At 68.0% G+C, this 24131-nt stretch carries 18 protein-coding genes; 6 read left to right on the plus strand and 12 right to left on the minus strand.

The window, feature by feature from the left end:
- Positions 1-106 precede the first annotated feature (106 nt).
- Complete coding sequence (locus tag M9955_10335) at positions 107-586, minus strand: MarR family winged helix-turn-helix transcriptional regulator (protein ID MCO5082038.1); 480 nt, start codon at positions 584-586, stop codon at positions 107-109.
- Positions 587-672: 86 nt separating this feature from the next.
- On the opposite strand from M9955_10335, the gene M9955_10340 reads away from it, so the two are divergent.
- The 5 genes from M9955_10340 to M9955_10360 all read left to right on the plus strand — a co-directional run bounded on the left by M9955_10340 (position 673) and on the right by M9955_10360 (position 8026).
- Positions 673-2745, plus strand: a complete 2073-nt coding sequence (locus M9955_10340) for a hydantoinase/oxoprolinase family protein (protein MCO5082039.1) — start codon at positions 673-675, stop codon at positions 2743-2745.
- A gap of 11 nt (positions 2746-2756) precedes the next feature.
- Complete coding sequence (locus tag M9955_10345) at positions 2757-4508, plus strand: hydantoinase B/oxoprolinase family protein (GenBank protein MCO5082040.1); 1752 nt, start codon at positions 2757-2759, stop codon at positions 4506-4508.
- A 319-nt stretch (positions 4509-4827) separates the two neighbouring features.
- Positions 4828-5886 carry an ABC transporter substrate-binding protein gene (locus M9955_10350; GenBank protein MCO5082041.1) on the plus strand — a complete coding sequence of 353 codons (1059 nt, stop codon included), beginning with the start codon at positions 4828-4830 and terminating at the stop codon, positions 5884-5886.
- Between the two features lie 272 nt (positions 5887-6158).
- Positions 6159-7247, plus strand: coding sequence for an iron ABC transporter permease (locus M9955_10355; GenBank protein MCO5082042.1), 1089 nt, complete (start codon positions 6159-6161; stop codon positions 7245-7247).
- Positions 7244-8026, plus strand: a complete 783-nt coding sequence (locus M9955_10360) for an ABC transporter ATP-binding protein (GenBank protein ID MCO5082043.1) — start codon at positions 7244-7246, stop codon at positions 8024-8026. Before M9955_10355 ends, M9955_10360 begins: the two co-directional genes overlap by 4 nt.
- Positions 8027-8043: 17 nt before the next feature.
- Here M9955_10360 and M9955_10365 read toward each other — a convergent pair whose 3' ends face one another.
- Complete coding sequence (locus M9955_10365; protein MCO5082044.1) at positions 8044-9405, minus strand: Xaa-Pro aminopeptidase; 1362 nt, start codon at positions 9403-9405, stop codon at positions 8044-8046.
- Here M9955_10365 and M9955_10370 point away from each other — a divergent pair.
- Entirely contained in the window at positions 9395-9676 is a 282-nt protein-coding gene (locus M9955_10370; GenBank protein MCO5082045.1) for a hypothetical protein, read from the plus strand. The genes M9955_10365 and M9955_10370 overlap by 11 nt on opposite strands.
- Before the next feature lie 10 nt (positions 9677-9686).
- Here the strand turns inward: M9955_10370 and M9955_10375 are convergent, their stop codons facing one another.
- From M9955_10375 to M9955_10420, 10 genes are all read right to left on the minus strand, one after another.
- A complete protein-coding gene (locus M9955_10375; GenBank protein ID MCO5082046.1) occupies positions 9687-11099 on the minus strand; it encodes a hypothetical protein in 1413 nt (470 codons plus the stop codon).
- Positions 11092-12396: a nicotinate phosphoribosyltransferase gene (gene pncB / locus M9955_10380; protein MCO5082047.1), complete on the minus strand. Its 1305-nt coding sequence runs from the start codon at positions 12394-12396 to the stop codon at positions 11092-11094. Before pncB ends, M9955_10375 begins: the two co-directional genes overlap by 8 nt.
- Before the next feature lie 370 nt (positions 12397-12766).
- Complete coding sequence (locus tag M9955_10385; GenBank protein ID MCO5082048.1) at positions 12767-13216, minus strand: hypothetical protein; 450 nt, start codon at positions 13214-13216, stop codon at positions 12767-12769.
- 146 nt (positions 13217-13362) lie between these two features.
- Positions 13363-15495 carry a caspase family protein gene (locus M9955_10390; protein ID MCO5082049.1) on the minus strand — a complete coding sequence of 711 codons (2133 nt, stop codon included), beginning with the start codon at positions 15493-15495 and terminating at the stop codon, positions 13363-13365.
- A gap of 217 nt (positions 15496-15712) precedes the next feature.
- Positions 15713-17452 (minus strand): alanine racemase, encoded by a 1740-nt coding sequence (locus tag M9955_10395; protein ID MCO5082050.1) that lies wholly within the window; start codon positions 17450-17452, stop codon positions 15713-15715.
- 69 nt (positions 17453-17521) lie between these two features.
- Positions 17522-18931, minus strand: coding sequence for an MATE family efflux transporter (locus M9955_10400; GenBank protein MCO5082051.1), 1410 nt, complete (start codon positions 18929-18931; stop codon positions 17522-17524).
- Between the two features lie 441 nt (positions 18932-19372).
- Complete coding sequence (locus M9955_10405) at positions 19373-20938, minus strand: FGGY family pentulose kinase (GenBank protein ID MCO5082052.1); 1566 nt, start codon at positions 20936-20938, stop codon at positions 19373-19375.
- Positions 20938-21609 (minus strand): HAD family hydrolase, encoded by a 672-nt coding sequence (locus M9955_10410; protein ID MCO5082053.1) that lies wholly within the window; start codon positions 21607-21609, stop codon positions 20938-20940. The genes M9955_10405 and M9955_10410 overlap by 1 nt, the downstream gene beginning before the upstream one ends.
- 167 nt (positions 21610-21776) lie before the next feature.
- Positions 21777-22568, minus strand: coding sequence for an SDR family oxidoreductase (locus M9955_10415; GenBank protein MCO5082054.1), 792 nt, complete (start codon positions 22566-22568; stop codon positions 21777-21779).
- Between the two features lie 65 nt (positions 22569-22633).
- On the minus strand, positions 22634-24106 hold the full coding sequence (locus tag M9955_10420) for a mannitol dehydrogenase family protein (GenBank protein ID MCO5082055.1): 1473 nt from the start codon (positions 24104-24106) through the stop codon (positions 22634-22636).
- Between the last annotated feature and the right edge of the window lie 25 nt (positions 24107-24131).

The raw sequence follows: 24131 nt of genomic DNA on the forward strand, positions 1-24131 counted from the left end.
CCAGCAAAAGTGTGAAGCGGTTTTGCGTCCGGAAATGCGGCTAAAACAAAGAGATAGAGCGGTTCCACCGATTCTATAAAAACCGGAACCGCTCTGGAAAGGTCCGCTACAACGCCATCACGGCCGATCTGTGCAGGTCCGGGCCTTCCGCGACCTTGCGCGCCAGCGCGACGAATGTGGTCCTTTCTTCCGGCGACAGGGGCGCCAGCCATTCCTCCTGCCGCCGCCGCGACACGTCGACCAGTTCGACCAGCAGCCTTTTCCCCTCCTCGGTGACGAAAAGACGTTTCTCCCGCCCGTCCGACGACGACGGCTCCTGTACGAGCAGGCCGCGCGTCTCCAGCAGCGACACGGCCCTGCTTATGGTGTTCTGCGGGCGGGGGAGCAGCATCCTGATCTCCTTGGCGCGTATCCCCGGAAATTTGCCGACCGCATAGAGCGCCGACCAGGCATGGACCGGCATGCCGAAGCGCCGCTCGATGAACTGGTTGGTCACCGCGTTGTTGCCGAGGACGATGTGGGTGATCACCATGAGCGGTCCCACCTCGCCGTCGAACAGACCGGTCAGCAACTCGTCCGCGGCCATCTCGATCGCCTCCTGCCAAGCAGGGGCAGCTTGCCAGATCAATCCAGATGGATCAATGTTCCGGCGCACCTGCAGGGAGACGGGGAATGATTGCACTGGGCGTCGATGTCGGCGGGACCTTCACGGACCTGATCCTGGCGGACATCGCGACGGGGCGGGTCACGGTCCACAAAACCCCGTCCACGCCTGCCAATCCGGCGGAAGGCGTCGTCGAGGGCGTGAAGGGCATCTGCCGCCTCGCGGAGATAGAACCCGGCGACGTGGACGCGATCTTCCACGGCACGACGGTCGGCACAAACGCCATGCTCGTCCATGACGGCGCCGTCACCGGCATGATCACCAATGAGGGATTTCGCGACATCCTGCATATCGGCCGGCACCAGCGGCCGCAGCATTATTCGATCATGCAGGACCTGCCCTGGCAGAGCCGGCCGCTGATCCGCCGCCGCTTCCGCAGGACCGTCGCCGGACGCCTCGACGCCCGGGGCAATGAGCTGGTTCCGCTCGACAAGGACGCGGTTGCGGCCGCCGCGCGCGAGCTTGGCGAGGCGGGTGTCGAGGCGGTGCTGGTCGGCTTCCTCTTCTCCTACGTGAACCCCGCGCATGAGCGGCGCGCGGCGGAGATCGTGCGTTCCGTCCTGCCCGGCGTGTTCGTCACCACCTCGGCGGAAGTGTCGCCGCAGTTCCGCGAGTTCGAGCGTTTCACCACGGCCGCCATGTCGGCCTTCATCGGGCCGAAGGTGCGCAGCTATGTCGGCAATCTCAGCGATCGGCTGAACGCGCTCGGAGTGAAGGGCGAGCTCAGGGTGATGACGTCGAGCGGCGGCCTGGCTACCCCGGAGATGATTGCCGAGCGCCCGGCGACGACGCTGCTCTCAGGCCTGGTCGCCGGCGTGCGCGGCGGCGCATGGGTCGGCTCGCACGCCGGGACGGATCGTCTCGTCACGCTCGACATCGGCGGCACCAGCGCCGACATCGGCATCATCCGCGACGGCCGGCTGGCCGAGGCGGACGCCCGCAGCGCCAGCATTGCCGGCTTCCCGGTCATGCTGCCGATGATCGACATCCACACCATCGGCGCGGGCGGCGGTTCGATCGCCTATATCGACCGTGGCAAGGCGTTTCGCGTCGGCCCGCAGAGCGCCGGCGCGGTGCCGGGACCGGCGGCCTACGGGCGCGGCGGCGCCGTGCCCACGGTGACCGACGCCAATCTCGTTCTCGGCCGGCTCGTCGCCGACAATTTTCTCGGCGGGCAGATGGCGCTCGACGCCGCGGCTGCAGGGCGCGTCATCAGCGAGCTTGCCGCGCAACTCGGCCGCTCGCCCGAGGAAACGGCGGAGGGCGCTCTCACCGTGCTGAACAGCAACATGGCGAACGCCATCCGCTCGCGGACTGTGCAGAAGGGCATCGACCCGCGCGATTTCACGCTCTGCGGTTTCGGCGGCGCCGGGCCGCTGCACGCGGCGGAAGTCGCGGCCATGCTGGGCATGGAGAACGTGCTGATCCCGCCGCATCCCGGCATCACCTCGGCCGTCGGCCTCTTGACCGCCGATCTCGAATACCACGCCCTGCGCACCGCCTTCGCGGTGAAGGGCGCCATCGACATGCCGCGCCTGCAAGCCCTGTTCGACGACATGGAAGAGGAGCTGGTAGCGATCTTCGCGCGCGACCACGTGCCCGGCGACAGGATCAGGATGCTGCGGCAGGCGGATCTTCGCTATGTCGGGCAGGGCTACGAGCTCAAGGTCGACGTGCCCGACGGGCCGCTGACCGATGCGTCGCTGGAAAAGGTCTGGAGCGCCTTTCACGACCGGCATCGCGCCGAATACGGCCACGCCTTCGAGGCGAGCCCGATCGAGATCGTCACGGTCAAGGTGCGCGGCGTCGGCATGGTCGACAAGCTGGCGGAGCCGCCCGCCTGTGCGGTTTCGGGCGAGCCGAGAAAGGTGGGCGGCGGCCGCTGCGTCTTCCGCGTCGACGACGCGCTGAAGACCTTCGACACGCCCCATATCGAGCGCACGTCGCTGCCGGTCGACCGCAAATTCGCCGGCCCCGCGATCCTTCTGCAGACCGACACCACGACGGTCGTTCCGCCGGGCTGGACCTACCGCGCGGACCGTCACGGCAATGTGCGCATGACGCGCGATCCCAGGGGCTGAGGGACACCACCATGCAGACACGCGTCGATCCCTTCCTCGCCGCCGTCATCCATGGCGCGCTGGAGAACATCGCCATCGAGATGGGCCACAAGCTCATGCGCATGAGCTATTCGAGCATCATCCGCGAAAGCGAGGATTTCGGCGCTGCGCTGACCGACGCCGCCGGCCGGCAGCTTTGCGAATGCACCATGAGCACGCCGCTCCAGTCGGGGCCCATACCCGGCTACATCGCCGGCATCCTGCGCGAGCTGGAAGCGCGCGGCGACAGCGTGGCGCCCGGCGACGTCTTCATGCACAACGATCCCTACGGCGGCGCCTCGCACGGGCCGGATGTCGGCTTCGCCGTGCCGATCTTCCACAAGGAGGCGCTGGCCGGTTTCTCCGTGACGACCGCCCATCATCTCGACATCGGTGCGCTGACGCCCGGAAGCTGCGGCATCGTCGATGCCGTCGACACCTATGCCGAGGGCCTTCAGTTCAAGGCCGTGCGCGTCTACGAGGCGGGCCGCAAGGTCGAGCCGGTCTGGCAGATTCTGCGCTCCAACATCCGCATCGCCGATCTCGTCGTCGGCGACATGGAGGCGCAGGTGGCGGCGGCGCGCATCGGCGCGGAGCGCTATGCGGCGCTGCTCGACCAGTACGGGCTCGAAACCGTCACCGGCGCCTATGAGGACCTGCTGGACTATTCCGAGAACCTGATGCGCGACGCGATCTCGAAGATCCCGGACGGGCGCTATAATGCGCGCACCTTCATCGACGGCTATCTGGACAGCGCCGACCCCTCGCTGAAGGAGCTGCCGATCGAGGTGACGCTGACGGTCACGGGCTCCGACATCCATGTCGACCTGACCGGCACGGCGCCGCAGACATCCAGCAGGCCGATCAACATGCCGTTCGTCGGCACCGTCGATTGCGCCGTCTGGCTGACGCTGCGCTCCATCCTGCTCGACAGCGATCTTTACGGCGCCATTCCGCAGAACAGCGGGCTGACGCGCCCGATCACCATTTTCGCGCCGGAAGGCTGCCTCGCCAATCCGGTCTTTCCCGCTCCTGTCATCGCCCGCTTCTGCTCCGGCAACGCCGTCGCCGACACGGTGATGAAGGCGATCGCCGGGGCCGTGCCGCAGCAGGTAAGCGCCGGCATCGGCAATCTGCGCGTCATGGCCTTCAGCGGCATGTCGAAGACCGGGCCGTGGGTGCATATGGAGATCATGGAAGGCTCCTATGGCGGCCGCCACGGCAAGGACGGCATGGACGCCGTCGACACGCTCTACGCCAACACCCGCAACAACCCCATCGAGGATATCGAGTCGCATCTGCCGCTGCGCGTCGTGAACTACGAACTGCGCGAGAACGTCGCCGGCGCGGGCGCCTCGCGCGGCGGCATCGGCTCGATCCGTTCCTTCGAGATGCAGGAGGATGGCGCGGTCTCGATCGAGGGTGACGGCCAGCGTTTCGCGCCCTGGGGTTTTCGGGGCGGCTCGGACGGCTCGCCGGCCAGAATGGAGATCGCGCTCGCCAATGGCGGCGTCGAGGAGCTTCCCTCGAAATTGCCTTACCGGCGCCTCGCGAAGGGCGACCGGCTCGTCGCCTTCGGCCCTTGCGGCGGCGGCTACGGCGACCCGCGCCAGCGCAGCCCGCAGGCGGTCCTCGACGATGTCCTTGACGGCCTGATCGATGCGGCCAAGGCGCGCGAGGATTATGGCGTGGTCATCGCTGACGGCCGCGTCGACGAGGCCGCGACCCGGACGTTGCGCGCCTGAACCGGCAGGCGTCCAACGCGGGCGCCGTCGGACCCTGCCTCTTCAAACTTTTTCAGCGATCTCGGCCGGTCCGCAAGCTCCCGGCGTGAGGCATGTACCGCGGCGTGCCGCCGCAGTGCGGCACGCGACCGTCTCCATCGCATTCCCGCCCAGTGCTGGTTCATCGCACCGCCGGAGGTCGTCCGAACGCGTGGACCCTCATCTTTTGCGCTGGTCTTCACGCCGATAAAAACTGGCATAAGAAAAACCACTTTTCCTCGTTGCCGCCGGGTGCGGCAAAAAATATGACTAAGATTATCCAGTTTATGGGGGAATTGAGATGGTCCAGTTCATTCACCGCCGTGCCGTGCCCGGCCTGTTGCTTGCCGCGATTCTGGCGCTTGCGCCTTTTGCGGCGTCGGCGGAACAGATCGCCATAGTCGACGAAGGCGGCTATCAGGCGACGTTTGACGGCCCGGTCAAGCGCATCGTCGCGCTCAACCGCTACAACACCGAATTCGTGCGCGCCGTCGCCGGCTCCGATGCCATCGTCGGCCTCGACCGCGACGCGTGGAACGATCGCGACTACTGGCCGGAAGTCGACGAGGCCAGGGTCGTCGCCGCCAATCAGGGCGAGATCGATTACGAGAAGGTCGTCGCCCAGGACCCCGATCTTTTCATCATCCCGCGCAACGGCGCATGGCAGGAGGCGCGCGAGAAGCTCGCCCCGTTCGGCATTCCGGTGGTGGTGCTGACCGGGTGGGACGTGCTCAGGCACGAGGAGAATGTCGAGCTTCTCGGCAAGCTCACGGGCGAGACGGAAAAGGCCGCGGACCTGAACGCCTTCTATCGCAGGCATATCGACCTGCTTGCGGAGCGCACCGCGGGCGTGGAGACGCCGAAAGTCTATTTCGAGGCGGACCGCGAGAACGTGACGGTGCTCAAGGGGTCCGGCTGGCATGACATGATCGCCGCGGCCGGCGGCCGGAGCCTCTTCGGCGATGTCGATGTGGCGTCGCTGCCGGAATCCAACCGCAACGTCAACATCTATACCGTCGAGTCCGAAGCCGTCGCCGCCGCCAATCCCGATGTCGTGCTGCGGCTGACGCCCGCGGTTCTCGCTCCCGTCCCCGTGGACAAGGCCAGGGAACTTGCGGACTCCCTGAAGGCGCGGCCGGCGCTGGCGGACAGCAATGCCGTGAAGAACGGAAAAGTCTTCCTGATGAGCTACTACGTGGCAGGCGGCGTCTCCAAGATGATCGGCGCGCTGCAACTGGCCAAGTGGCTTCACCCCGGCCGTTTCCAGGATGTCGATCCCGATGCGGTGATGAAGGAGTGGATCGAGGTCTGGCAGGGCCGCACCTATCCCGGCCAGCACACCTACGTCGCAGGGAACTAGAGCCTTTCATGGTTAGCCGGAAACGGTTCTGTTTGTCAGATGGCAGGGCGATCCGCGCGAAGGCCGGTGCAGGTCGTACCGGGAGTACGGCCAAATCCGGCCGACAAAGCGGGCGTACGCCAGCGGCAAACCCTTCGGGCCGGGTGCATTTGGCCCATTTCCTTCGGCTTTCGGCTCGGCCGTGGCGCCACCACGCCCTTCGCCGAAACCCTCGACCTTGGGACCAAATGCTCTCAGGCAGAACGGTTCCGGGTAGCCATGAAAGGCTCTAGATGATGGTCGAGGCAGGCGCCGGTCTTGCCGGCGCCGCGGCGCAGCGCAACCTGCGCCGCTTTCGTTCGCGCGTGCTGATGGTCGCGGCCGGACTGGCCGGCGTGATCGTGCTGGCGCTCTGGTGCACGACCATCGGCGCGTCCGGCCTCGGCATGCGGGAGGTCGCGGCGATCCTCGCCCACAAGCTTGGCGCGTCGTTGCCCGACCATCTGAAGCCCAGCGACGTGACCGTTGTAAGCCATCTGCGCCTGCCCCGCATCGCCATGGCCATCCTCGGTGGCGCCGCGCTCGGCGCGGCGGGCACGGTGATGCAGGGGGTCACGCGCAACCCGCTCGTCAGTCCCTACACGCTGGGCATCTCCGCCGCCGCCGCTTTCGGCGCGTCGCTCGCCATCATATTCGGTTTCGGCCAGTCCGCTGGCGGGCAGTGGCTCATCGTCGCCAGCGCCTTCGTCTTCGCGCTCGCCTGCGCCGTGGTGGTCTTCGGTGCCGGCCTGCGGGTCGGAACCTCCCCTGAAACCGTGATCCTCACCGGCATCGCGCTGATGTACCTGTTCATGGCGGGCACCGCGACAATCCAGTTCCTCGCCTCGGAGGAGCAGCTCGCCTCGGTGGTTCACTGGACCTTCGGCAGCCTGACGCGGGCAGGATGGCCGGCGGTGGTCGCAATGGCGGTCGTGTCGTTGGTCTCCTGGCCGTTTTTCTTCCGCCATGCGTGGTCGCTGAACGCCATCGCCAGCGGCGGCGACGATTTCGCGCGCAGCCTCGGCGTTCCGGTTGAGCGCGTCCGCTTCGTGCTGTGCATCGTCGCCGTCCTGCTCACCTCGACGGTGATCAGCTTCACCGGCGTCATCGGCTTCGTCGGCCTGGTCGCGCCGCATATGGCGCGCATGATGATCGGGACCGACCACAGGCTGCTCCTGCCGTTCTCCGCGATCGTTGGCGCATGGCTGCTGCTCGCCGCCGACGCGGCCGGGCGGCTGCTGTTCGCGCCCACGGTGCTGCCGGTCGGCATCACGGTCGCCTATCTCGGCGTGCCGGTCTTCCTGCATCTCGTGATGCGCAGCCGGGGGCGGGCAGGCGCATGATCGTCGAGGCGAGGGGGCTTTGCGTGCGCCGGCAGGGACGCGAGATCCTCCGGGCCATCGATCTTTCGATCGCCTGCGGCGAACTCGTCGCGCTGACCGGCCCCAACGGCGCCGGCAAGAGCACGCTGCTGCGCAGCTTCAACGGGCTGGTCAGGCCGTCAGCCGGGACATTGGCTCTGGCGAATGAGCCGATAGGAAGGCTCTCGCTTCGCCAGATCGCCCGCATAGCCGCCTACATGCCGCAGCAGGTCACCGAGATCGTCGACTGCGCGGTGTCGGAATGCGTGACTGCCGGACGGCTGCCTCATATGAGCGGCACGGACCGTCGCGACAGGCAGGTGGTGTTCGAGACGCTGGAACGTCTCGGGCTGCTGCATCTCGCCGAACGGCCGCTCTCGCGCCTCTCCGGCGGAGAACGCCAGCGCGTGTTCCTGGCGCGGGCTCTCGTGCAGGAGCCGAGACTGCTGCTGCTCGACGAGCCGACCAGCGCGCTGGACCTTCGCCACCAGCTCGAGACCTTCGAAATCGTCTCCGGCATCGTTCGCGCGCGCGAGGTCGGCTGCGTCGTGGCGATCCACGATCTCGGCCTTGCCATGCGCTACGCCGACCGCATCGTCATGCTGAGCGGCGGCGCGCTCGTTTCCGACGGCCCGCCGGCCATCGTCACGCCGGACCTGATAGAGGCGGCCTATGGCGTCGAGGCCCGCGTCGGGAAGCTCGGCGATCACCCGGTCGTCGTCCCGGTCCGCAGCCTTTCCGCTCCGCCCCCGGCCGGTTGACCGCATAAAGTGCCGCTTCAACCGCGGGCGAGCAGTTTCTCGCTGGCCAGCCAGAAGGGCGGCAGGCAGAGCGGGATGGCGGAGAGCAGCAGTATGTCCTCCCTGACCGCGATGCCGATATCGTCCGCCACGAAACGCCGCCGCGCTTCGAAGCGGGCGGCGAGCGCGGGATGCTTTCGCGCCAGCTCCGCGCGCAGGCCGGCGTCGGCGAACGTCACCGAGTCCTCGCAGTTCAGCGTCCATCCGTCGGGCATGGGCGCCGGGATGATGTCCACCTGGAAGGGCATGCCCGAGGCGATGCGGTCTGTCGAGCCCGGGCGGATCGGCGAATGCATCCACTCGTCGAGGCCGACCAGATGGCCGGGATTGAGCGCGGGCCGCAGCTTGCCGCGCGCCAGCGTCGAGACCACCGCTTCGTGGATGGCCCCGCCCTCCGCGCCGATCGCCGCCGTCTCGTACCAGGCGGCGATGCCGCGGAAATAGGCCTTCGCCACGTCGAGGAACGCGTCGTCGGATTCCGCGATCAGGCCGCCGCGCGCCGTGAGGCCGCCCCAGTAGCCGACCGCCGTGGTGGCTCCGTCGCCTTTCTTCGGCACGCGGGCGGTGGGGCTGCGCAAGCCTATCACCGGGCCGCTCCGATCGTTCGTGGCGAGCATCGGATGGCAGCACATCGGCTCGCCCGCATAGCCCATGCGCGCGGCGGCGGCGAGTTCGCTGTCGCCCGGCGCAAAACCGCTGACGATGCGCCAGACCGCCATGGACGAGCGCGCCGCGCCCCATTCGGCCTCGGCGATCTGGTCGGCGTCGACCACCGCGCGCAGTCCCTCCGTCGGGTGCATCAGAACGCGCGTCGCATCCGAAAGCGCATCGCGGCCGGCGATCGCGGCGATCGCGTCGACGATGAAGGCGGGTGCCAGGAATGTCGGCGTCGGCGCGGCCCACTCCGCCGCCTCCAGATATTTCCAGCCGACGAGGCCGACCGCATCGCCGGTCTTCAGGCCTGCCTCGCGCAGCACCGCGACGAGGTCCGGCTTCTCCGTGCGGTCCTGCGCCATCAGGCTCAGCGACTGCGCGAGCATCGTCGCCATGCCGGGCAGCCCGGCGACCGGCGTGTAGCTTATGCTCTCGTTGCCGGTCACCACGATCCTCTCGCCGCCCTTGCCGAGGAGCAGCAGCGCCTCCTCGAAGCGCGGCTCGAAGCCGGTGAGGAAAGCGATGTTGGCCGCGTGCTCGCGGTCTGCATAGACGACGAGCCAGTCCGCGCCGGAGCGCTTCAGCGCCGTGTCGCAGCGCGCGGCGTAGGTGGCGGCGGGGATCGCCGGACGCTCCAGCGGCAGGCCGAAATCCGGGATGTTCACGGTGCGCAGAGTGACGGTCATTCTCCCCCCTCGTCGTTTTTCGCAGGCTTGTGGAACGGCGGATGCCGTCATCGGCCAGTTCGATCTATTCGCGGCCGGGCGTCAAGATGCCGGCTGCGCCGATCACGCCATGCCGCCCGATCCGTCCGGCGCCGTGAAACCTTTCCGGGCCGCCGGCATTCATCCTCCACGGCGTTTCATGGAGGTTTGGATGTTCACGGTCCTGTTTGTGGCAAGCTGCGCGGCGATCGCCTACGCCATGGCGGTGTGGAAGGGCAGCACGGAGGAGTAGGCCGCCCGTCTCAGGTGCCGGTCGGCGTCGACAGCAGCCACAGGCCGAGCACGGTGTAGGCGATCATCAGCAGCGTCAGCGGCAGTTGGCTGAGCGTCGCGTTCTTCGTGTCGGGATGCAGCCGGTAGGCGAGGCCATGCGCGATCAGCACGGCAAGGATATGGCCGAGGATGATGGCGGCGGCCTGCAGGTTCCACACCACCCAGGCCGCGCCGGACCCCGCCGCGATCGCCGCATGGACGTGGAGGTCCGCCGTCCCCAACAGGTTCCAGCCGCGGTCGAGAGGATCGGAGAGGGCGGCCAGCGCATACTGGCCGTTGACCAGCAGCACGACCAGATAGTGCGAAAAGTGATAGGCGAGCGCGATCGGCACGATCGACCAGACGAGCAGGCCCGCCGACTGGCCGAGGGGCAGGCGGCTCCACACCAGCCTTTCGCCGGCGAAAACCGCCGCGAGGAAGGCGATGGCGAGCGCGGCGAAGGCGAGCGCCAGCCCGTTGCTGTTGATCGCCATCATCGCCGTCCGGCCGGGAAACTCCAGCGGATTGACGCCGTTCAGGCCAAGCCAGAAGAAGGTCCGCGACAGGCCGTCGAACGACACGGAGCTCAACGTCAGCAGCAGGAAGGCGACGCCGCTGAGCGGCAGCGGAACGGCGCGTGAAAGCCGCGCGCCGGGCCAGCCGAGATCGATCGTCCTGCCGTCCGGACCGTCCCTGCCGAGCACCGCGAAACGCGAAACCATGCCGAAGAAGACGCTCAGGAATTCGCCCCTGCCGCTCCACGCTTCGTGGCCGAAGACCAGCATCAGCGCGAAGCTGGCGAGCCAGTAGAGCCCTGCGACGGCCGCAAGCACCGCCGGATCGTCCGGCGCGGGGTGGATCAGCTCGAACCAGGCGAAGCCGGCGAAGCCGATGAAGGCCGGCCAGTAGCCCCAGCCCGTCGGCAGGCGGACGGTGCGCCCGCCGGCGACCGCCGAAGCCAGCCGCCACGGCGCATACCATGGGTCGATCCAGCGCCAGACATCGCCGATCAGCCCTTGCGCCAGCGTCAGCACGACCCAGAGCAGCGTCCACACCACCAGTGGCAGCGGATTCGACAGCGGATCGCGGCTGCCGGCGAATCCCGCCACGACCAGCGCGATGAAGAACAGGAAGCCGAGGCTGCTGGTGACGATGCGCAGCCGCTCCGGGCTCGCGAAGAGTTTCAGCCGCCGCGCCGCAAGGCGCTCCGCAAAGGCCGGCGGCAGGACCACCAGAGCGAGGAAGCTCGCCGCCACGGCGACGGCGCCGCCGACCAGATAGTGCCCTGTCGGCAGGAGCAGCACATGGCCGCGGTCGGAGGCGTGGGCGAATGCGGCATCCGGCGGGAGGCAGAAGGCCAGCGCCGCCGCCGCCCGGATCGGGCCTGCGCTGACCTTACACATACACCTTGTGCGCTTCGCGGGCCTCGTTGCCGAAGATCCTGAGGTAGCGCTTGATCTCCTCCGGATCGCCCGTCGCCTTCTCCGGATTGTCGGAGAGCTTCACCGCCGGCCGGCCGTTCGCCTCCGTCACCTTGCAGACCAGCGAGATCGCCTTCAGCCCGTCGGTCTCCACCGGCGCGCAGTCCTCGAAATCGTTGGTCAGGTTGGTGCCCCAGCCGAAGGCCATGCGCACCTTGCCGTGGAAATGCCTGTAGGTCTCCTCGATCGTTTCGACGTCGAGCCCGTCGGAGAAGATAAGCAGTTTCTGCTTCGGGTCCTTCCCCTTCTGCTTCCACCAGTGGATGATGCGCTCGCCGGCCTCGATGGGCGGGGCGCTGTCCGGGCGAAAACCGGTCCAGTCGGCCACCCAGTCCGGCGCGTCGCGCAGGAAGGCCGCCGTACCGAACGCATCCGGCAGCACGATCAGCAGGTTGCCGCCATAGTAGCGCTGCCAGTCGCGCAGCACCCGGTAGGGCGAGGCGCGCAGCTCCGTTTCGCTCTTCGCCAGCGCGGCGAACACCATCGGCAGTTCGTGCGCGTTGGTGCCCAGCGCCTCGAGGTCGGTGTCCATGGCGAGCAGCACGTTGCTGGTGCCGGTGAAGGCGTCGCCTATGCCTTCCTTGAGCGCTTCCACGCACCAGCGCTGCCAAAGGAAGCTGTGCCGTCGCCGCGTGCCGAAATCCGAGATCTTGATGTCGGGCAGCGCCCGCAGCCGCTCGGTCTTGTCCCACATTCTCGCCTTGGCGCGGGCGTAGAGCACGTCCAGCGCGAAGGGACCGAGCCCCTTCATCGCGGCGCGCGAGCGCAGCTCGTTGATGATGGCGAGCGCCGGAATCTCCCAGAGCGTCGTATATTTCCACGGTCCGTAGAAGTTCAGCTCGTACTGGCCGTCCTGCTTGCGCAGCTCGTATTCCGGCAGCCGGAAATCCTCCAGCCAACTGAGGAATTCCGGTTCGAAGATCTGCTTGCGGCCATAGAAGGTGTTGCCGGCGAGCCAGATCATCTCCTTCTTCGAGATTCTCAGCTCGCGCGCATGGTCGAGCTGGGCGCGCAGTTCGCCCTCGTCGATCTCCTCGGCGAGCTTGACCGACGTCGTGCGGTTGATCAGCGAGAAGGTGGCGTCGACATCCGGATACATGCCCCAGATCATCTGCAGCATCAGCAGCTTGTAGAAATCCGTGTCGAGCAGGCTGCGGACGATCGGATCGAGCTTCCAGGTGTGGTTGTAGACGCGCCGCGCTATGTCTGTCTGGGCTATGCTCATCGTGTGCGAAGTCCTCCTGCGGCAGCTAGCCTATAGCATCCAAATCGTTTTCGCGCGCGCAGGATGTGCCCCTGGCATCATGTTTCGTAGGAGGTGTTGGCGGGAAGATCCGGTCGTGCGGAGGCGCGGTGGATAGGACCCCTCTCCGTCACGCTGCGCGTGACACCTCTCCCCAGAGGGGCGAGGAACTGCTGCCGCGATGCCGGCGCTTTTCCAGCTTGGGTTCCTCGCCCCTCTGGGGAGAGGTGGCGAGGGCGAAGCCCGAGACGGAGAGGGGACTTTCCGCATTGAGGTTCGCCGCCGCATAAAACAAAACCCCGCGGCGTGAGCCGCGGGGCGTTTGACTTCGGGAGTTGAGCGCTGCTTACCAGCAGGCGTAGGCGTATTCGCACCAGCCATTGTAGTAGCAGTAGTATTCCCAGTAGCAGATGGCCTTGGAGTTGGCCGCCGCCGCGGCACGCGTGTCGGCCGCGACCTTGGCGATCAGCTCGTCGCCCTGCGCCAGATCTTCGGCCTTCTTCAGCACGCCCTCGATGTCGAAGGCGGCCGCTTTGTCCGCGCCCGCCTCGCCCTTGGCGTCGTCGGCCAGCACCTTGCCCGGAACGCTCGCCATCATCTTGGCGGCGGTCACGAGCGCCAGCGCGTCCGACTTGGCCTCGCCGTAGCTGACGAGGTTGCGCGCCGTCTCGAGGATCAGGCGATTCTCGGTCTGCTGGGCAGGGGTCAGGTCCTGCTTGGCGGCATCCTGTGCGATCGATGCCCCGGCCGTCAGGCTGGTGGCGGCGAACAGTGCTGCAATTGCCAGTTTCTTCATGGTGTCAGTCCTCTGTCTAACGTTTTCAGTCACGTTCCGAGGGTCCTCCGACCTCCCGGCAATCCGCATTCCGGTGCCTCCCTTACAAGCGAGCCCGGTATTCGGATACTGCGAGGCGTCGCTGCCGACGCCAGTTCCTTCGTTCCTCAGCCGTTCCTGCCCTTCTCCACGTGGAAAGGCCGGACGCTGATGGACATTTCCTCCTCGATCCTTGCCGGCGCCGTCGTCGTGGCGCGGCTCATGTCGTTCAGTCCCGTCGCGAGCAGGTCGCGCAGCGCGGCGATCCCGGCCGGATCGTCCGGCGCGGCCCGAAGACCCTCCTGTTCGAGATTGTCGAAGACGACGCTGGCGCGGCCGACGCCCGGCACGGCCAGGAAGATCAGGCGCTCGTCGGCCGCGTTTGGCGCGCCCGGCGCCATCTGCAGCATTTCGGCGGTCTTGCTCTCCGATTGCAGGATGCGGCTCGACGCGCCGTCCTGCGGCCAGACCGGCGTCAGCGAGAAATCGGCCGCGGCGAGCAGCACGGTGACGTCGAGCGGCTTCCTGCCCCCGTTCTTCATGGCGACCGAGACGATATCGCATTCGGCAAAGCGCGGCGCGTCGCCCGCCGCCACGGCGGGCTCGTAGTCCGCGCGGTCGGTGGAGCAGACGCCGTCCCTGATCGCGGACGGCTTCGCCTTCGCCACGGATATCTCGGTCGAGAAGCCGACATCCTTCAGCCCTTCGACATTGTCGCCGAGCCGTTGCAGCGCGAGCACTTTTCCGATGCGCGACACGGCGTCGGAAACCGCAGCCGCCGCCTGCGCCGGATCGGCCGGCAGCGTCAGGCGCGGCGAGGAGCCGGGGCCGTTGGCGTCGATCGCGCCCGCGCTCGGCGCGAAGGCGAGCTTGCCGTCCACCAGCGCCACCGCCACGTCATAGCCGCTTTTCCGCAGCGAGACGCGGGCGCTGAGCGGCGGTGCGCCCACGGCGGCGTTGAGCGCGGCGATCGCCGGCGCGTAGTCGTGGCCGTCGCCGGCATCGATGCGCACCGGCTCCGACAGGCTGACCGTCAGGTCGATGCCCGGCTGCGCGAGGCGCGCGAAGCGCCCTTTCTTGAAAGCGGCCTCGTCGGCCGGCGCGGGGCAGGAGCCGTCATCGTCGCAGGGATAGCCGGTGGGCGTCACCACGCTGCGCGTCGCGCCCGCCTGCTCCACCTTGCCGTAAGCGACCGCGTCGCCGTCATCGGCCGCCGGATCGGCATAGAGGCCGACGATCGAGCCGGCGGTGATGCCGTCGAACTGACCGCCCTGCATCTTGCCGCCGAAGATCTGCCACTGGCGCCGCGCCGTCGCGCCGGAAAGCTGGAGCACCGGCTCGTCGATCAGGTCGCCCTCGATCTCCGGCGTCTGCGTCGACATCAGCGTGTTGCGCTTGATGTCGGCCATCACCGCCTGATGCAGGTTGCGATAGGTCAGCGCCGGCGTCTCGTTCATGCGGCGCACGAGATTGTAGGTGAAGACACCGAAATTCTGGCCTTCCTCGCCGTTCGGCGGCACTTTTTCCAGCGCCTCCTCGCTCTCCTGCGCGGCGTAGAAGAAGGCGGCGCGGCCGCGCCTGCCGTCACTCTGCGCGGGAGCTGCGTCGAGGACGGCGCGCGATTGCGCCGGGGAGAAATCCGGCACGCCGAGATCGGCGGGATCGACCTCGCGCGACCGCGCGTCCTGTCCGGGAATGTCGCGGAAGCCGGTGGCGGAATGGCAGGCGTCGATGACGCCGAAGAAGTCCGCGCCCTTGGCGCGGATCGCATCGACCCGGCCGCGAAGCTCGTCGTCGATCAGGGCGTTCTCGACGCCGTCCTTGCCCCATTTGCCGACATCGTAGGGCAGGAAGATCTCGTCGGCATTGCCCTCTTCGTCGCCGTCGAGGTCCGGCTGCTGCGAGCCGTGGCCGGAGAAGTAGAAGACGACGAGATCGCCCGCCTTGCTCTCCTCCGCCAGCCGGTCGAGGCCGGCGAGGATCGCCGCCTTGGTTCCCGGTCCGTCGGTCGCGATGCCGTCCGCGAGCCCGGAAACCCCGTCCGCCAGCACGGTGACGTTGGCGGCGGGCACGCCGAGACGCACGATGGTATTGGCGAATTCGCGGCTGTCGTTTTTCGGCCCGGTCAGCCTCAGCGGCTCGGCCAATGCCGGATAGCCGGACACGCCGACGACGAGCGCCCGCGTCTCCGCCAGTGCGGCCTGCGTCAGCGCGGAAAATGCGCCGAACGCCAAGACCAGAACCCCCAAGCCCTGTCTCATCCAAGCCCAGCTTTAGTGCGCACCTGCAAAACATTCGCAGGCATTGTTGCCAGTGTCGAGTCAAAAGGGACAATACGGCTGTTTCACGCCGGTTTTGTGCCGCGTGGACGACATTTGTGTAACGATTGCATGCCTTTGCCGTGGAAATGCTGGCGATGCTGTAACGAGTTCGCGAGCCGTCGTTACAGTGTCTCCGGCAGGCCGGAAAAGCGTCGCGCTATTCCGCGCGTCCGCCGAGGATGCGTTTGCCGAGCGCGCTGAGCAGATAGCCGAAGGCGGCGTCGAGCGCGCCGGGCGTCGGGCTTTCCCCCATGCCGGAGAGCACGATGGCGCGCAGTTCCTGGCTCGCCGCGACGCGCTCCATCATCGCCGAGCATTCGCGGTAGGAAAGGCCCGCCTCGCGCGGATCGTCGCCCATGCCGCGCGCCACGGAGGCGTTGAGCACCAGCGCGAAGCCGTCAGTCGTCTGGGTGACGCGCTGGATCGCCTTGCGCGCCGCCTCGCGTATGCCGACGAGGTCGACGTCCTCCATGGTCAGCGCCAGGATGGCGCGTTCCTCGATCATGCGCGCCTGCTCCTTCGTCGCCCGCTGGATGCCGAACACGGCGGCGGCTTCCGGATTGGCGGCGCGGCCGATCTCGCCCGGATCGGAATCCATCCACAGGAGTCCGGACTCGACCGCCTCGTCGTCGGCCGTGTCGAGCAGTTCGAAGATACCCGCGCGATCGGGGATGATCCAGACCGGCAGGTCGGCGGCCTCGGGCATGCCGTCGCGCTTCACCTCGAAGCCGAGTTCCAGCACGCCGGCGACGAAGGCGCGCGTCTCGTCGCGGTCGTGGATGTCGGGCGCGGCGATGAGCCGGACGGCGGTCGGACGCGGCGCGACGGTCTCGCGCCCGGCCAGCGCCTTTTCGATGTAGGGCGACAGCATGGACTGCACGAGCCCGCCGTAATCCATCTCGAATCGCATCACGTCGCCGACCGCGAATTTCTTCGCCTCGGTGATGTCGACGATCAGATGGTCGCTCGACGCAGTGACGATCTCGACATTGCGGTGGCGCGGCTTCAGGCCCTCCGGCCGCATGTCGACCCGTCCGAGGTTGACGATGCCGCGCAGCCGCGCGCCGCGATCCTCGAAGACGACGCGATTGCCGAAGGCGTCGGGCCCGGTCTCGCCGTCCGGCAGCGAGTGCTTGGTCTTGATCTCGACCAGCTCCGCCTCCAGCGTGAAGGCGCCGTCGTCATAGCCGGCCAGCACGCCGCCGGTGAAGGAGTTCTCGGCCCTGAGGATGGTCGAGCCGATGCGCAGCATGTTGACGCGTTCCGGCATCGTCTCCGACTGCATCAGCGCGAGGTTCGACGAGTTGCCGCCCGACACGTAGTCGAGTTTCTGGCCGAAGCGCTGCTCCAGTTCGTCGGCGAGGTTGCAGAGCTTTTCGAGCTTCTGCCGCGTCGGCATGACGCCGCTGGCGCACATGAAGTTCGCGCCGATCCCGGCGAGCCTCAGTGACGGCTCCTTCATCGCCGTCGCCGCCAGCGGGATCAGGTCCTCCGGCGGCACGCCCTCGCGGCGGTCGCCCATCTCCAGCATCAGGATCACGTCGTGGACGACGCCCTGCTCCTCTGCCGCCCCGGCCAGCGCGTCGAGCACGGCGGCCTCCGAATTGAGGCTGATGTCGCAGAGCCTGACCACCTCCGGCGCCTCGCTCACCGAGGGGATGCGCAGCATCAGCATCGGCGCGGTGATGCCGGCGTTGCGCATGCGCTGCACATTGTCGAGGCGCGAATCCGCGAGCCCGACGGCGCCGCCGCGCAGCATGGCGCGGGCCACCAGCGGCGAGCCGCAGGTGGCCTTGGTCACGCCGAATATGGCGACGCCTTCGCCGAGGCCCGCCGCCACCTTGCGCGTGTTTTCGGCGATGATGTCGAGGTCGATGACCACTCTTGGCGCAGGCATGTCGGCCTTTCGGACGTCAGCGTCGCGGAAATGCGGACGCGGACCTGATGAGAAGCCGATCCTTGCCCGTCATGCAACCGCCTTGCGTAGGGTGGAGAGGCCGAGGCGGTCGCGCCGCGTCCAGCGGTAGATCAGGAGCACGGCGACCACCGCCAGCCCGGCGCACAGGCCGAGCCAGATGCCGACCCCGCCGAAGCCGAACTGGAAGGCGAGCAGGACGCCCAGCGTCAGCCCTATGCCCCAGTAGCCGATCGCCGCGTAGACCATCGGCACCGTCGTGTCGTGCAGGCCGCGCAGCATGCCGGCGCCCACCACCTGCGCGCCGTCCGCCACCTGGAACAGCGCCGCGAAGGCGAGGAAGGTCACCGCATAGCCGACCACGGCCAGGTTGGCCGGATCGCCGATGTCGATGAAGGCGGCGATCAGCAGCTTCGGGACGCTGATCATCATCAGCGCCATCAGCGCCATGAAGGCGACGCCGAGCACGAAGGCCGTCCAGCCGGCCCGGCTGACGCCTTCCGGGTCGCCGGCGCCGTGCGTCAGCCCGACGCGCACCGTCGCCGCCTGCGAGAGCCCGAGCGGTATCATGAAGGTCACCGACGAGATCTGCAGCGCGATGGCGTGCGCCGCGAGCTGCGCCGCTCCGATCAGGCCCATCAGGAAGGCGGCGGCGTTGAACACGGTCACCTCGAAGGCGAGGATGCCGGAGATCGGCGCCCCGAGCTTGAGCAGCGCCCGGAAGCGGGGCCAGTCGGCGCGCCAGAAGCGGCCGAACAGATGGTAGCGGCGGAATCTCGGATGCACCATCACCACCACCGCCATGCCGATGAACATGAAGCCGCTGGCGATGCTGGTGGCCAGCCCCGATCCGAATATGCCAAGCGCCGGCGCGCCGAGCTTGCCGAAAACCAGCATCCAGTTGAGCAGCGCGTTGAGCGCGACGGCGATGACCATGATGATCAGCGCCCAGCGCGGCTGTTCCAGCGCCGAGATGAAGGAGCGCAGCACGATGTAGCCGTAGAAGGGCAGCACCGCCCATTGCAGACCGCGGACATAGATGCCCGCCTCGCGCGCCAGCGAGGGGTCCTGCCCCATCAGCAGAAGCACGCTCTCCGCGTTCCACAGCAGCACCCAGATGGGGATGGAGACGAGCGCCGAAAGCCACAGGCCCTGCCGCACGGTGCGGCGCACGTCGCGCACCGAATGAGGCCTTCGGCCGAGCTCTGTCGCCATCATGGGCGCGGTCGCATAGGCGAGGCCGAGCCCGAAGATCAGCGGCGCGAAATAGAGATTGGACCCCAATGCTCCCGCCGCCAGCGCCTCCGCCCCCAGCCGGCCGATGATCATCACGTCGGTCGCCGTCATCGCCGCCTGCGCGAGATTGGTGAGCACCATCGGCCAGGCGAGCGCGAGCATCGCCTTGGTTTCCTGACGCCACGGGTTTGCCGGCGCTTCGGCGCCGGTTGCGATCGCAGACATTTCCGTCGTTCCGGTATGGCCGCGTCGGACATGGCGGCCGGCTCATCAAGGCGACGGTCTAGAGCCTTTCAGGGTTACCCGGAAACGGTTCTGTTTGTCCGATGGGGGGACGATCCGCGCGAAGGCCGGTGCAGGTCGTACCGGGGGTACGGCCAAATCCGGCCGACAAAGCGGGCGTCCGCCAGCGGCAAACCCTTCGGGCCGGGTGCATTTGGCCCATTTCCTTCGGCTTTCGGCTCGGCCGTGGCGCCACCACGCCCTTCGCCGAAACCCTCGACCCTGGGACCAAATGCTCTCCGGCAGAACGATTCCGTGTAACCCTGAAAGGCTCTTGGATCTCGTCGCGGGAGCGCGGGCTTTAAAGCACAAATGGAGAGGCTGGCAAGACATGGCGGCCGGGAAATGTTGATCCAGCAGGCCGGCCCCACGGTTCGGGACCTCTTATATCCTGTCGATCTGCTGCCGGTGCCGATGCATTTCGAGGAAGATGCGGTAGTCGCGCTCGTAGGCCGCGCCGGTGGGATCGCCGTCGCGCGGCGTTGCCGGCTTGCCCATCGCGCGCGCCGCCGCGCCCAGGTTCTCGTGCAGGCCGCCCGCCGCCGCCGCGGCCATCGCCGTGCCGAGCAGCACTGCTTCCGGCGCTGCCGATTGCATGACGCGGCAGCCGAGCGCGTTGGCGTAGAGCTCCATCATCAGCGGATTCTTCAGATGGCCGCCCGCAATATGGAGCGTGGTGATCTCGCGTCCCGCCTGCCGCAGGGCGTCGAGAATGTGGCGGATGCCGAGGGCGATCGCCACGCAGGTCCGCCAGTAGAGCCGGCAGAGGCTGTCGAAGGACGTGTCGAGCGCCAGTCCGTGCACGACGCCCAGCGCGCGGGCGTCGCCGAAGGGCGCGCGATTGCCGTGGAAATCCGGCAGCACATGCAGGCGGCCGGCGAAGTCCGCGCCTTCCAGCAGGCGGAGGGTACCGATCCGCTCCGCGATCCGCCGGTGCGTCGCCGCGTTGGGCTCCATGCCGCGCAGGCGTATCATGTGGTCCAGCAGCGCCCCGCTCACCGACTGTCCGGCCTCGCTCATCCACAGGCCGGGCAGGGCGGCGTCCGGAAACGGACCCCAGACCGCGCCGAAATGGGTCGGCGCGGCGGAGGCGAACATCACGCAGCTCGACGTGCCGGCGATCAGCGCGGCATGCGTTTCGAGGTCGCGCGCCGGCAGATAGCCGAGCTTGCCGAGCGCCCCGGCATAGGCGTCGACCATTCTCGCGCCCGCCAGGCAGCCCGTCGTCAGGCCGAGGGTGGCGGCTGCTTCGGGCGTCAGCGTGCCGAGGGGGCTGCCGACCGCCACGGCGCCGGCGGAAAGGCCCGCCCGTTCCGCCATGTCGGAAATGCCGAGCGTTTCGAGCAGTTCGGCGGGCCAACCGCCCGGCATGTCCCGCCGCCAGTTCCATTTGCAGGCCAGCGTGCTTTGCGAGCGTGCGCCGCTGCCGCTTGCCCTGAAGGCGAGGAAGTCGCTCAGGTCGAAGATGCCGTGCGCCGCGTTCCACGTCTCCGGGAGCCGGCGCTTCAGCCACATCAGCTTCGGGATCTGCATCTCCGGCGGCATGGTGCCGCCGACGGCGGCAAGGGCGGGGTGGCGCGTCGCGGTCGCTTCGCCGGCCTCCTCCAGCGCGCGGTGGTCGAGCCAGACGATGGTGTCCCAGCGCCGTTCGCCGTCGGGCGATACGGGAAGCTGTCCGCCCCCGGCGTCCCGCACCACCAGCGAGCAGGTCGCGTCGAAAGCGATGGCGCGGACATCCTCCGGCGCCGCGCCGGAGGTCTCGCGCGCGGCGCGCACCGCCGCGCCGACCGCCTTCCATATCTGTTCGGAATCGTGCTCGGCCTCGCCGGGCCGCACCTGCCGCATCTCGATCGCCGCGTCGTCGCGGCCGAGCAGATTGCCTTCGGTGTCGAAGATGCCGGCGCGGGCGGAGCCCGTTCCCACGTCGACGGCGCAGACGACGGGCCGCATCACGGGTTTTCTTGGGCGCCGCGTCCGGCGAGCAGGCCGGGCAGCCGGCGCATGTCGTCGAAGATCAGGTCGGGACCCAGCGCGGCGAGATCGTCGCGGAAGCCGGGCCGGGCGGCATGCAGGCCGCCGGTGAAGGCGAAGACCCGCATTCCCGCGCTCCTGGCCGCCGCGATCCCGGCCGGGCTGTCCTCGATCACGATGCAGTCCTCGGGGGCATGGCCCATGTCGCGGGCGGCATGCAGGAAAAGATCCGGAAAGGGCTTTCCGCGTTTCACCATGGTGGCACTGTATATATGCGGCTCCAGCACTTCCAGCAGGCCGGTCACCCGGAGCGACAGGCGGATGCGGTCGGGCTGGCTCGACGATGCGACGCAGCACGCCGCGTCGAGCCGCTTCAGCGCCTCGCCTATGCCGGGTATCGGCGTGAGCTCGGCCTCGAAGCGGTGGAAGAGTTCAGCCCGCACCTGCTCCAGATGCGCGTCGGTGAAGACCAGCCCGAACTCGGCATGCAGCATCTCGGCGATGGTCGCCATGCTCTTGCCGAGGAAGCGGTCATAGGCTTCGCCCTCCGTCATCGCCACGCCGCTTCCGGCCAGCACGCCGCGCAGCACCGCGATCGAGATCGGCTCGCTGTCGACCAGCACGCCGTCGCAGTCGAAGATGACGAGCATCCTACACGCCCCTCCCAGGCTTGTGTGCCTCCCGGCGCGACTTCGGGATTCGGGTCAGGCCGTGACGAAAACAAAGAGAGTCGAGCACCGGAGCGGAGCGTACATTTTCGCACGTGAGCACCGGAAGCGCAGGCTCTCTTTGTTTGCAGGCAGGCATCACCCGAATCTCAAATCGTCCGCAGCATGCCGCCATCGACGTGATAGGTCGAGCCGACCGAATAGCTCGCCCGGTCGGAGCAGAGGAAGACGAAGAAGTTTGCCAGCTCCTCCACCGTGCCGAAGCGCTTGATCGGCGCGTGCTCGTCGGCGACGGACTGGAGATAGGCCTGATAGTCGCCGCCGCTGTCGGCGGTGAGCTGCCTGGCCGTCTTCACCCAGTCCGGCGTCAGGATCAGGCCGGGATTGACGGTGTTGACGCGGATATTGTCTCTTATCACCTCGTTGGCGAGGTTCTTCGAGAACATCAGCAGCGCCGCCTTGGTGACGTTGTAGATCGGCTCGTACCAGAGCGGCTGCACGGCGCAGATCGAGGCATTGTGCAGGATCGCGCCGCCGCCGCGTTCCCGCATCATCGGCACGAAGCCGCGCGCGAGCCGCACCGCCGCCATGACGTGCAGCTCCCAATAGGCCTGCCACTTCTCGTCGGGGGCGTCCATGATCGTCTCGTTGGAGCCGGTGCCGGCATTGTTGACGAGGATGTCGGCCCCGCCGAACTCCTTTCGCGCCGCCGCCACCAGCGTGTCCGCGCCCTCGACCGTCGCCACGTCGCAGGCGACGGCCAGCGTGCGGACGCCGAACGCATCGGCGATGCGCTTCGCCTCGCTTTCGAGCCTTTCCCCGCCGCGCGCCGCCATGACGACATGCGCGCCCTCCCGCGCGAACGCTTCCGCGACGCCGAGTCCGATGCCGACGCTCGCGCCGGTGATGGCGGCCACCTTGCCGCGCAGTCCGAGATCCATGCTGTCCTCCGCTCCTCCGTTGCCGCGACGCTACCGCAGTGCGCCGCCGGGTGGAAGCGGCGATGTCAGGAGGCAAGGTAGCGCGTCAGCACATTCGCCGTGCCGTCCGCCCAGAGCGCCTTGAGATGCCGCGCGAAGGCCGCCTCGAAGACCGGCGAGCGGCCGACCGCGCCGTAGATGTCGTCCATCGCCAGCCATGCCCGCGCATCGTCGCGCGCCGCCTTCGAGGTCCGCACCAGCCTGTCCCAGTTCGGATCGTTCGGCTCGATCGCCGCGCCCGATTCCGTGGTGCCGTGGCAGTAGCGGCACCAGAACGCCGATTCCAGCGCCAGCCCCTCGACCGAAGCGCCGGCTTCCAGCCGGTCGGCGATGGTCGGGATGATGAATTTCGGCTGCCGGTTCGAGCCGTCGAGGCAGAGCCGGCGGATCGTGTCGCCGATCTTCGGATTGGAGAAACGCCGCTCGATCAGCGCGCGATAGTCCTCCAGCGATGTTCCCGGCACGGTCGGGACGGTCGGGATGATCTCCTCGACATGCAGCTTCTTCAGAAATCCCCGCACCAGCGGGTTCTCCATCCCCTCATGCACGAAATGGATGTCCATCAGCCCGGACGGATAGGCGATCGCCGCGTGCCCGCCATTGAGGATGCGGATCTTCATCAGCTCGAAGGGCGACACGTCGTCAACGAACTGCACGCCGACCGTCTCCAGCGCCGGACGGCCGAGCGGAAAGTCGTCCTCCAGCACCCATTGCATGAAGGGCTCGCAGAACACCGGCCAGCCGTCCTCGACGCCGAACTCGCGCGCCAGAATCTGCCGCTCGCGGTCGGTCGTCGCCGGCGTGATGCGGTCGACCATGCCGTTGGGGAAGGCGACGTTCTCCTTCACCCAGTCCGCGAAGGCCGGGTCCGAGAGCCGCGCCAGCCCGCACACCGTGTCGCGCGTCACATGGCCGTTATGGGGGATGTTGTCGCAGCACATCACGGTGAAGGGCGGCGTGCCCTCGGCCCTGCGCCGCTTCAGCCCCGCGAGGATCAGCCCGAACACCGTCCGCGGCGCCTCCGGTTTCCCTGCGTCCCCGACGATCGCCGGATGCGCCGGGTCGAAACGCCCGGTCGCCGCGTCGATGAAATAGCCGCCCTCGGTGATGGTCATCGAGACGATGCGGATCGCCGGATCGGCGAGCTTCGCCACGATCGCCGCCCCGTCGCCCGGCGTCAGGAAATCTACCATCGCGCCGGTGACGCGCGCCCCCATATGGCCGGTGTCCTGCTCGACCACCGTCGTCAGCCAGTCCTGCGCCTGCAAAAGGTCGCGGCCCCGCTTTTCGGCCTCGAACACGCCCGCGCCGACGATCGCCCAGTCGCGGTCCCGCCCGGCGTTGAACAGCGCGTCGAGATAGACGGCCTGATGCGCCCGGTGAAAATTGCCGACGCCGAAATGCAGGATGCCGGCGCTGAGGTCGGCGGCGCGGTAGGACGGCCGCGCGACCTTCGCCGGCAGGCTTTCCAGATTGGCGGCGGAGAGCTTCGTGGTCATGCTACGCGACCCTTTTCATGGACGT

The sequence above is a fragment of the Rhizobiaceae bacterium genome (genome assembly GCA_023953845.1).
GTDB lineage: Bacteria > Pseudomonadota > Alphaproteobacteria > Rhizobiales > Rhizobiaceae > Arvimicrobium.

Bases quoted from the DNA above. Each gene is read 5' to 3' on its own strand.
- M9955_10335 (MCO5082038.1), bottom strand. From the start codon at position 586: ATGGCCGCGGACGAGTTGCTGACCGGTCTGTTCGACGGCGAGGTGGGA.
- M9955_10340 (MCO5082039.1), top strand. From the start codon at position 673: ATGATTGCACTGGGCGTCGATGTCGGCGGGACCTTCACGGACCTGATC.
- M9955_10345 (MCO5082040.1), top strand. From the start codon at position 2,757: ATGCAGACACGCGTCGATCCCTTCCTCGCCGCCGTCATCCATGGCGCG.
- M9955_10350 (MCO5082041.1), top strand. From the start codon at position 4,828: ATGGTCCAGTTCATTCACCGCCGTGCCGTGCCCGGCCTGTTGCTTGCC.
- M9955_10355 (MCO5082042.1), top strand. From the start codon at position 6,159: ATGATGGTCGAGGCAGGCGCCGGTCTTGCCGGCGCCGCGGCGCAGCGC.
- M9955_10360 (MCO5082043.1), top strand. From the start codon at position 7,244: ATGATCGTCGAGGCGAGGGGGCTTTGCGTGCGCCGGCAGGGACGCGAG.
- M9955_10365 (MCO5082044.1), bottom strand. From the start codon at position 9,405: ATGACCGTCACTCTGCGCACCGTGAACATCCCGGATTTCGGCCTGCCG.
- M9955_10375 (MCO5082046.1), bottom strand. From the start codon at position 11,099: ATGTGTAAGGTCAGCGCAGGCCCGATCCGGGCGGCGGCGGCGCTGGCC.
- M9955_10385 (MCO5082048.1), bottom strand. From the start codon at position 13,216: ATGAAGAAACTGGCAATTGCAGCACTGTTCGCCGCCACCAGCCTGACG.
- M9955_10390 (MCO5082049.1), bottom strand. From the start codon at position 15,495: ATGAGACAGGGCTTGGGGGTTCTGGTCTTGGCGTTCGGCGCATTTTCC.
- M9955_10395 (MCO5082050.1), bottom strand. From the start codon at position 17,452: ATGCCTGCGCCAAGAGTGGTCATCGACCTCGACATCATCGCCGAAAAC.
- M9955_10400 (MCO5082051.1), bottom strand. From the start codon at position 18,931: ATGTCTGCGATCGCAACCGGCGCCGAAGCGCCGGCAAACCCGTGGCGT.
- M9955_10405 (MCO5082052.1), bottom strand. From the start codon at position 20,938: ATGCGGCCCGTCGTCTGCGCCGTCGACGTGGGAACGGGCTCCGCCCGC.
- M9955_10410 (MCO5082053.1), bottom strand. From the start codon at position 21,609: ATGCTCGTCATCTTCGACTGCGACGGCGTGCTGGTCGACAGCGAGCCG.
- M9955_10415 (MCO5082054.1), bottom strand. From the start codon at position 22,568: ATGGATCTCGGACTGCGCGGCAAGGTGGCCGCCATCACCGGCGCGAGC.
- M9955_10420 (MCO5082055.1), bottom strand. From the start codon at position 24,106: ATGACCACGAAGCTCTCCGCCGCCAATCTGGAAAGCCTGCCGGCGAAG.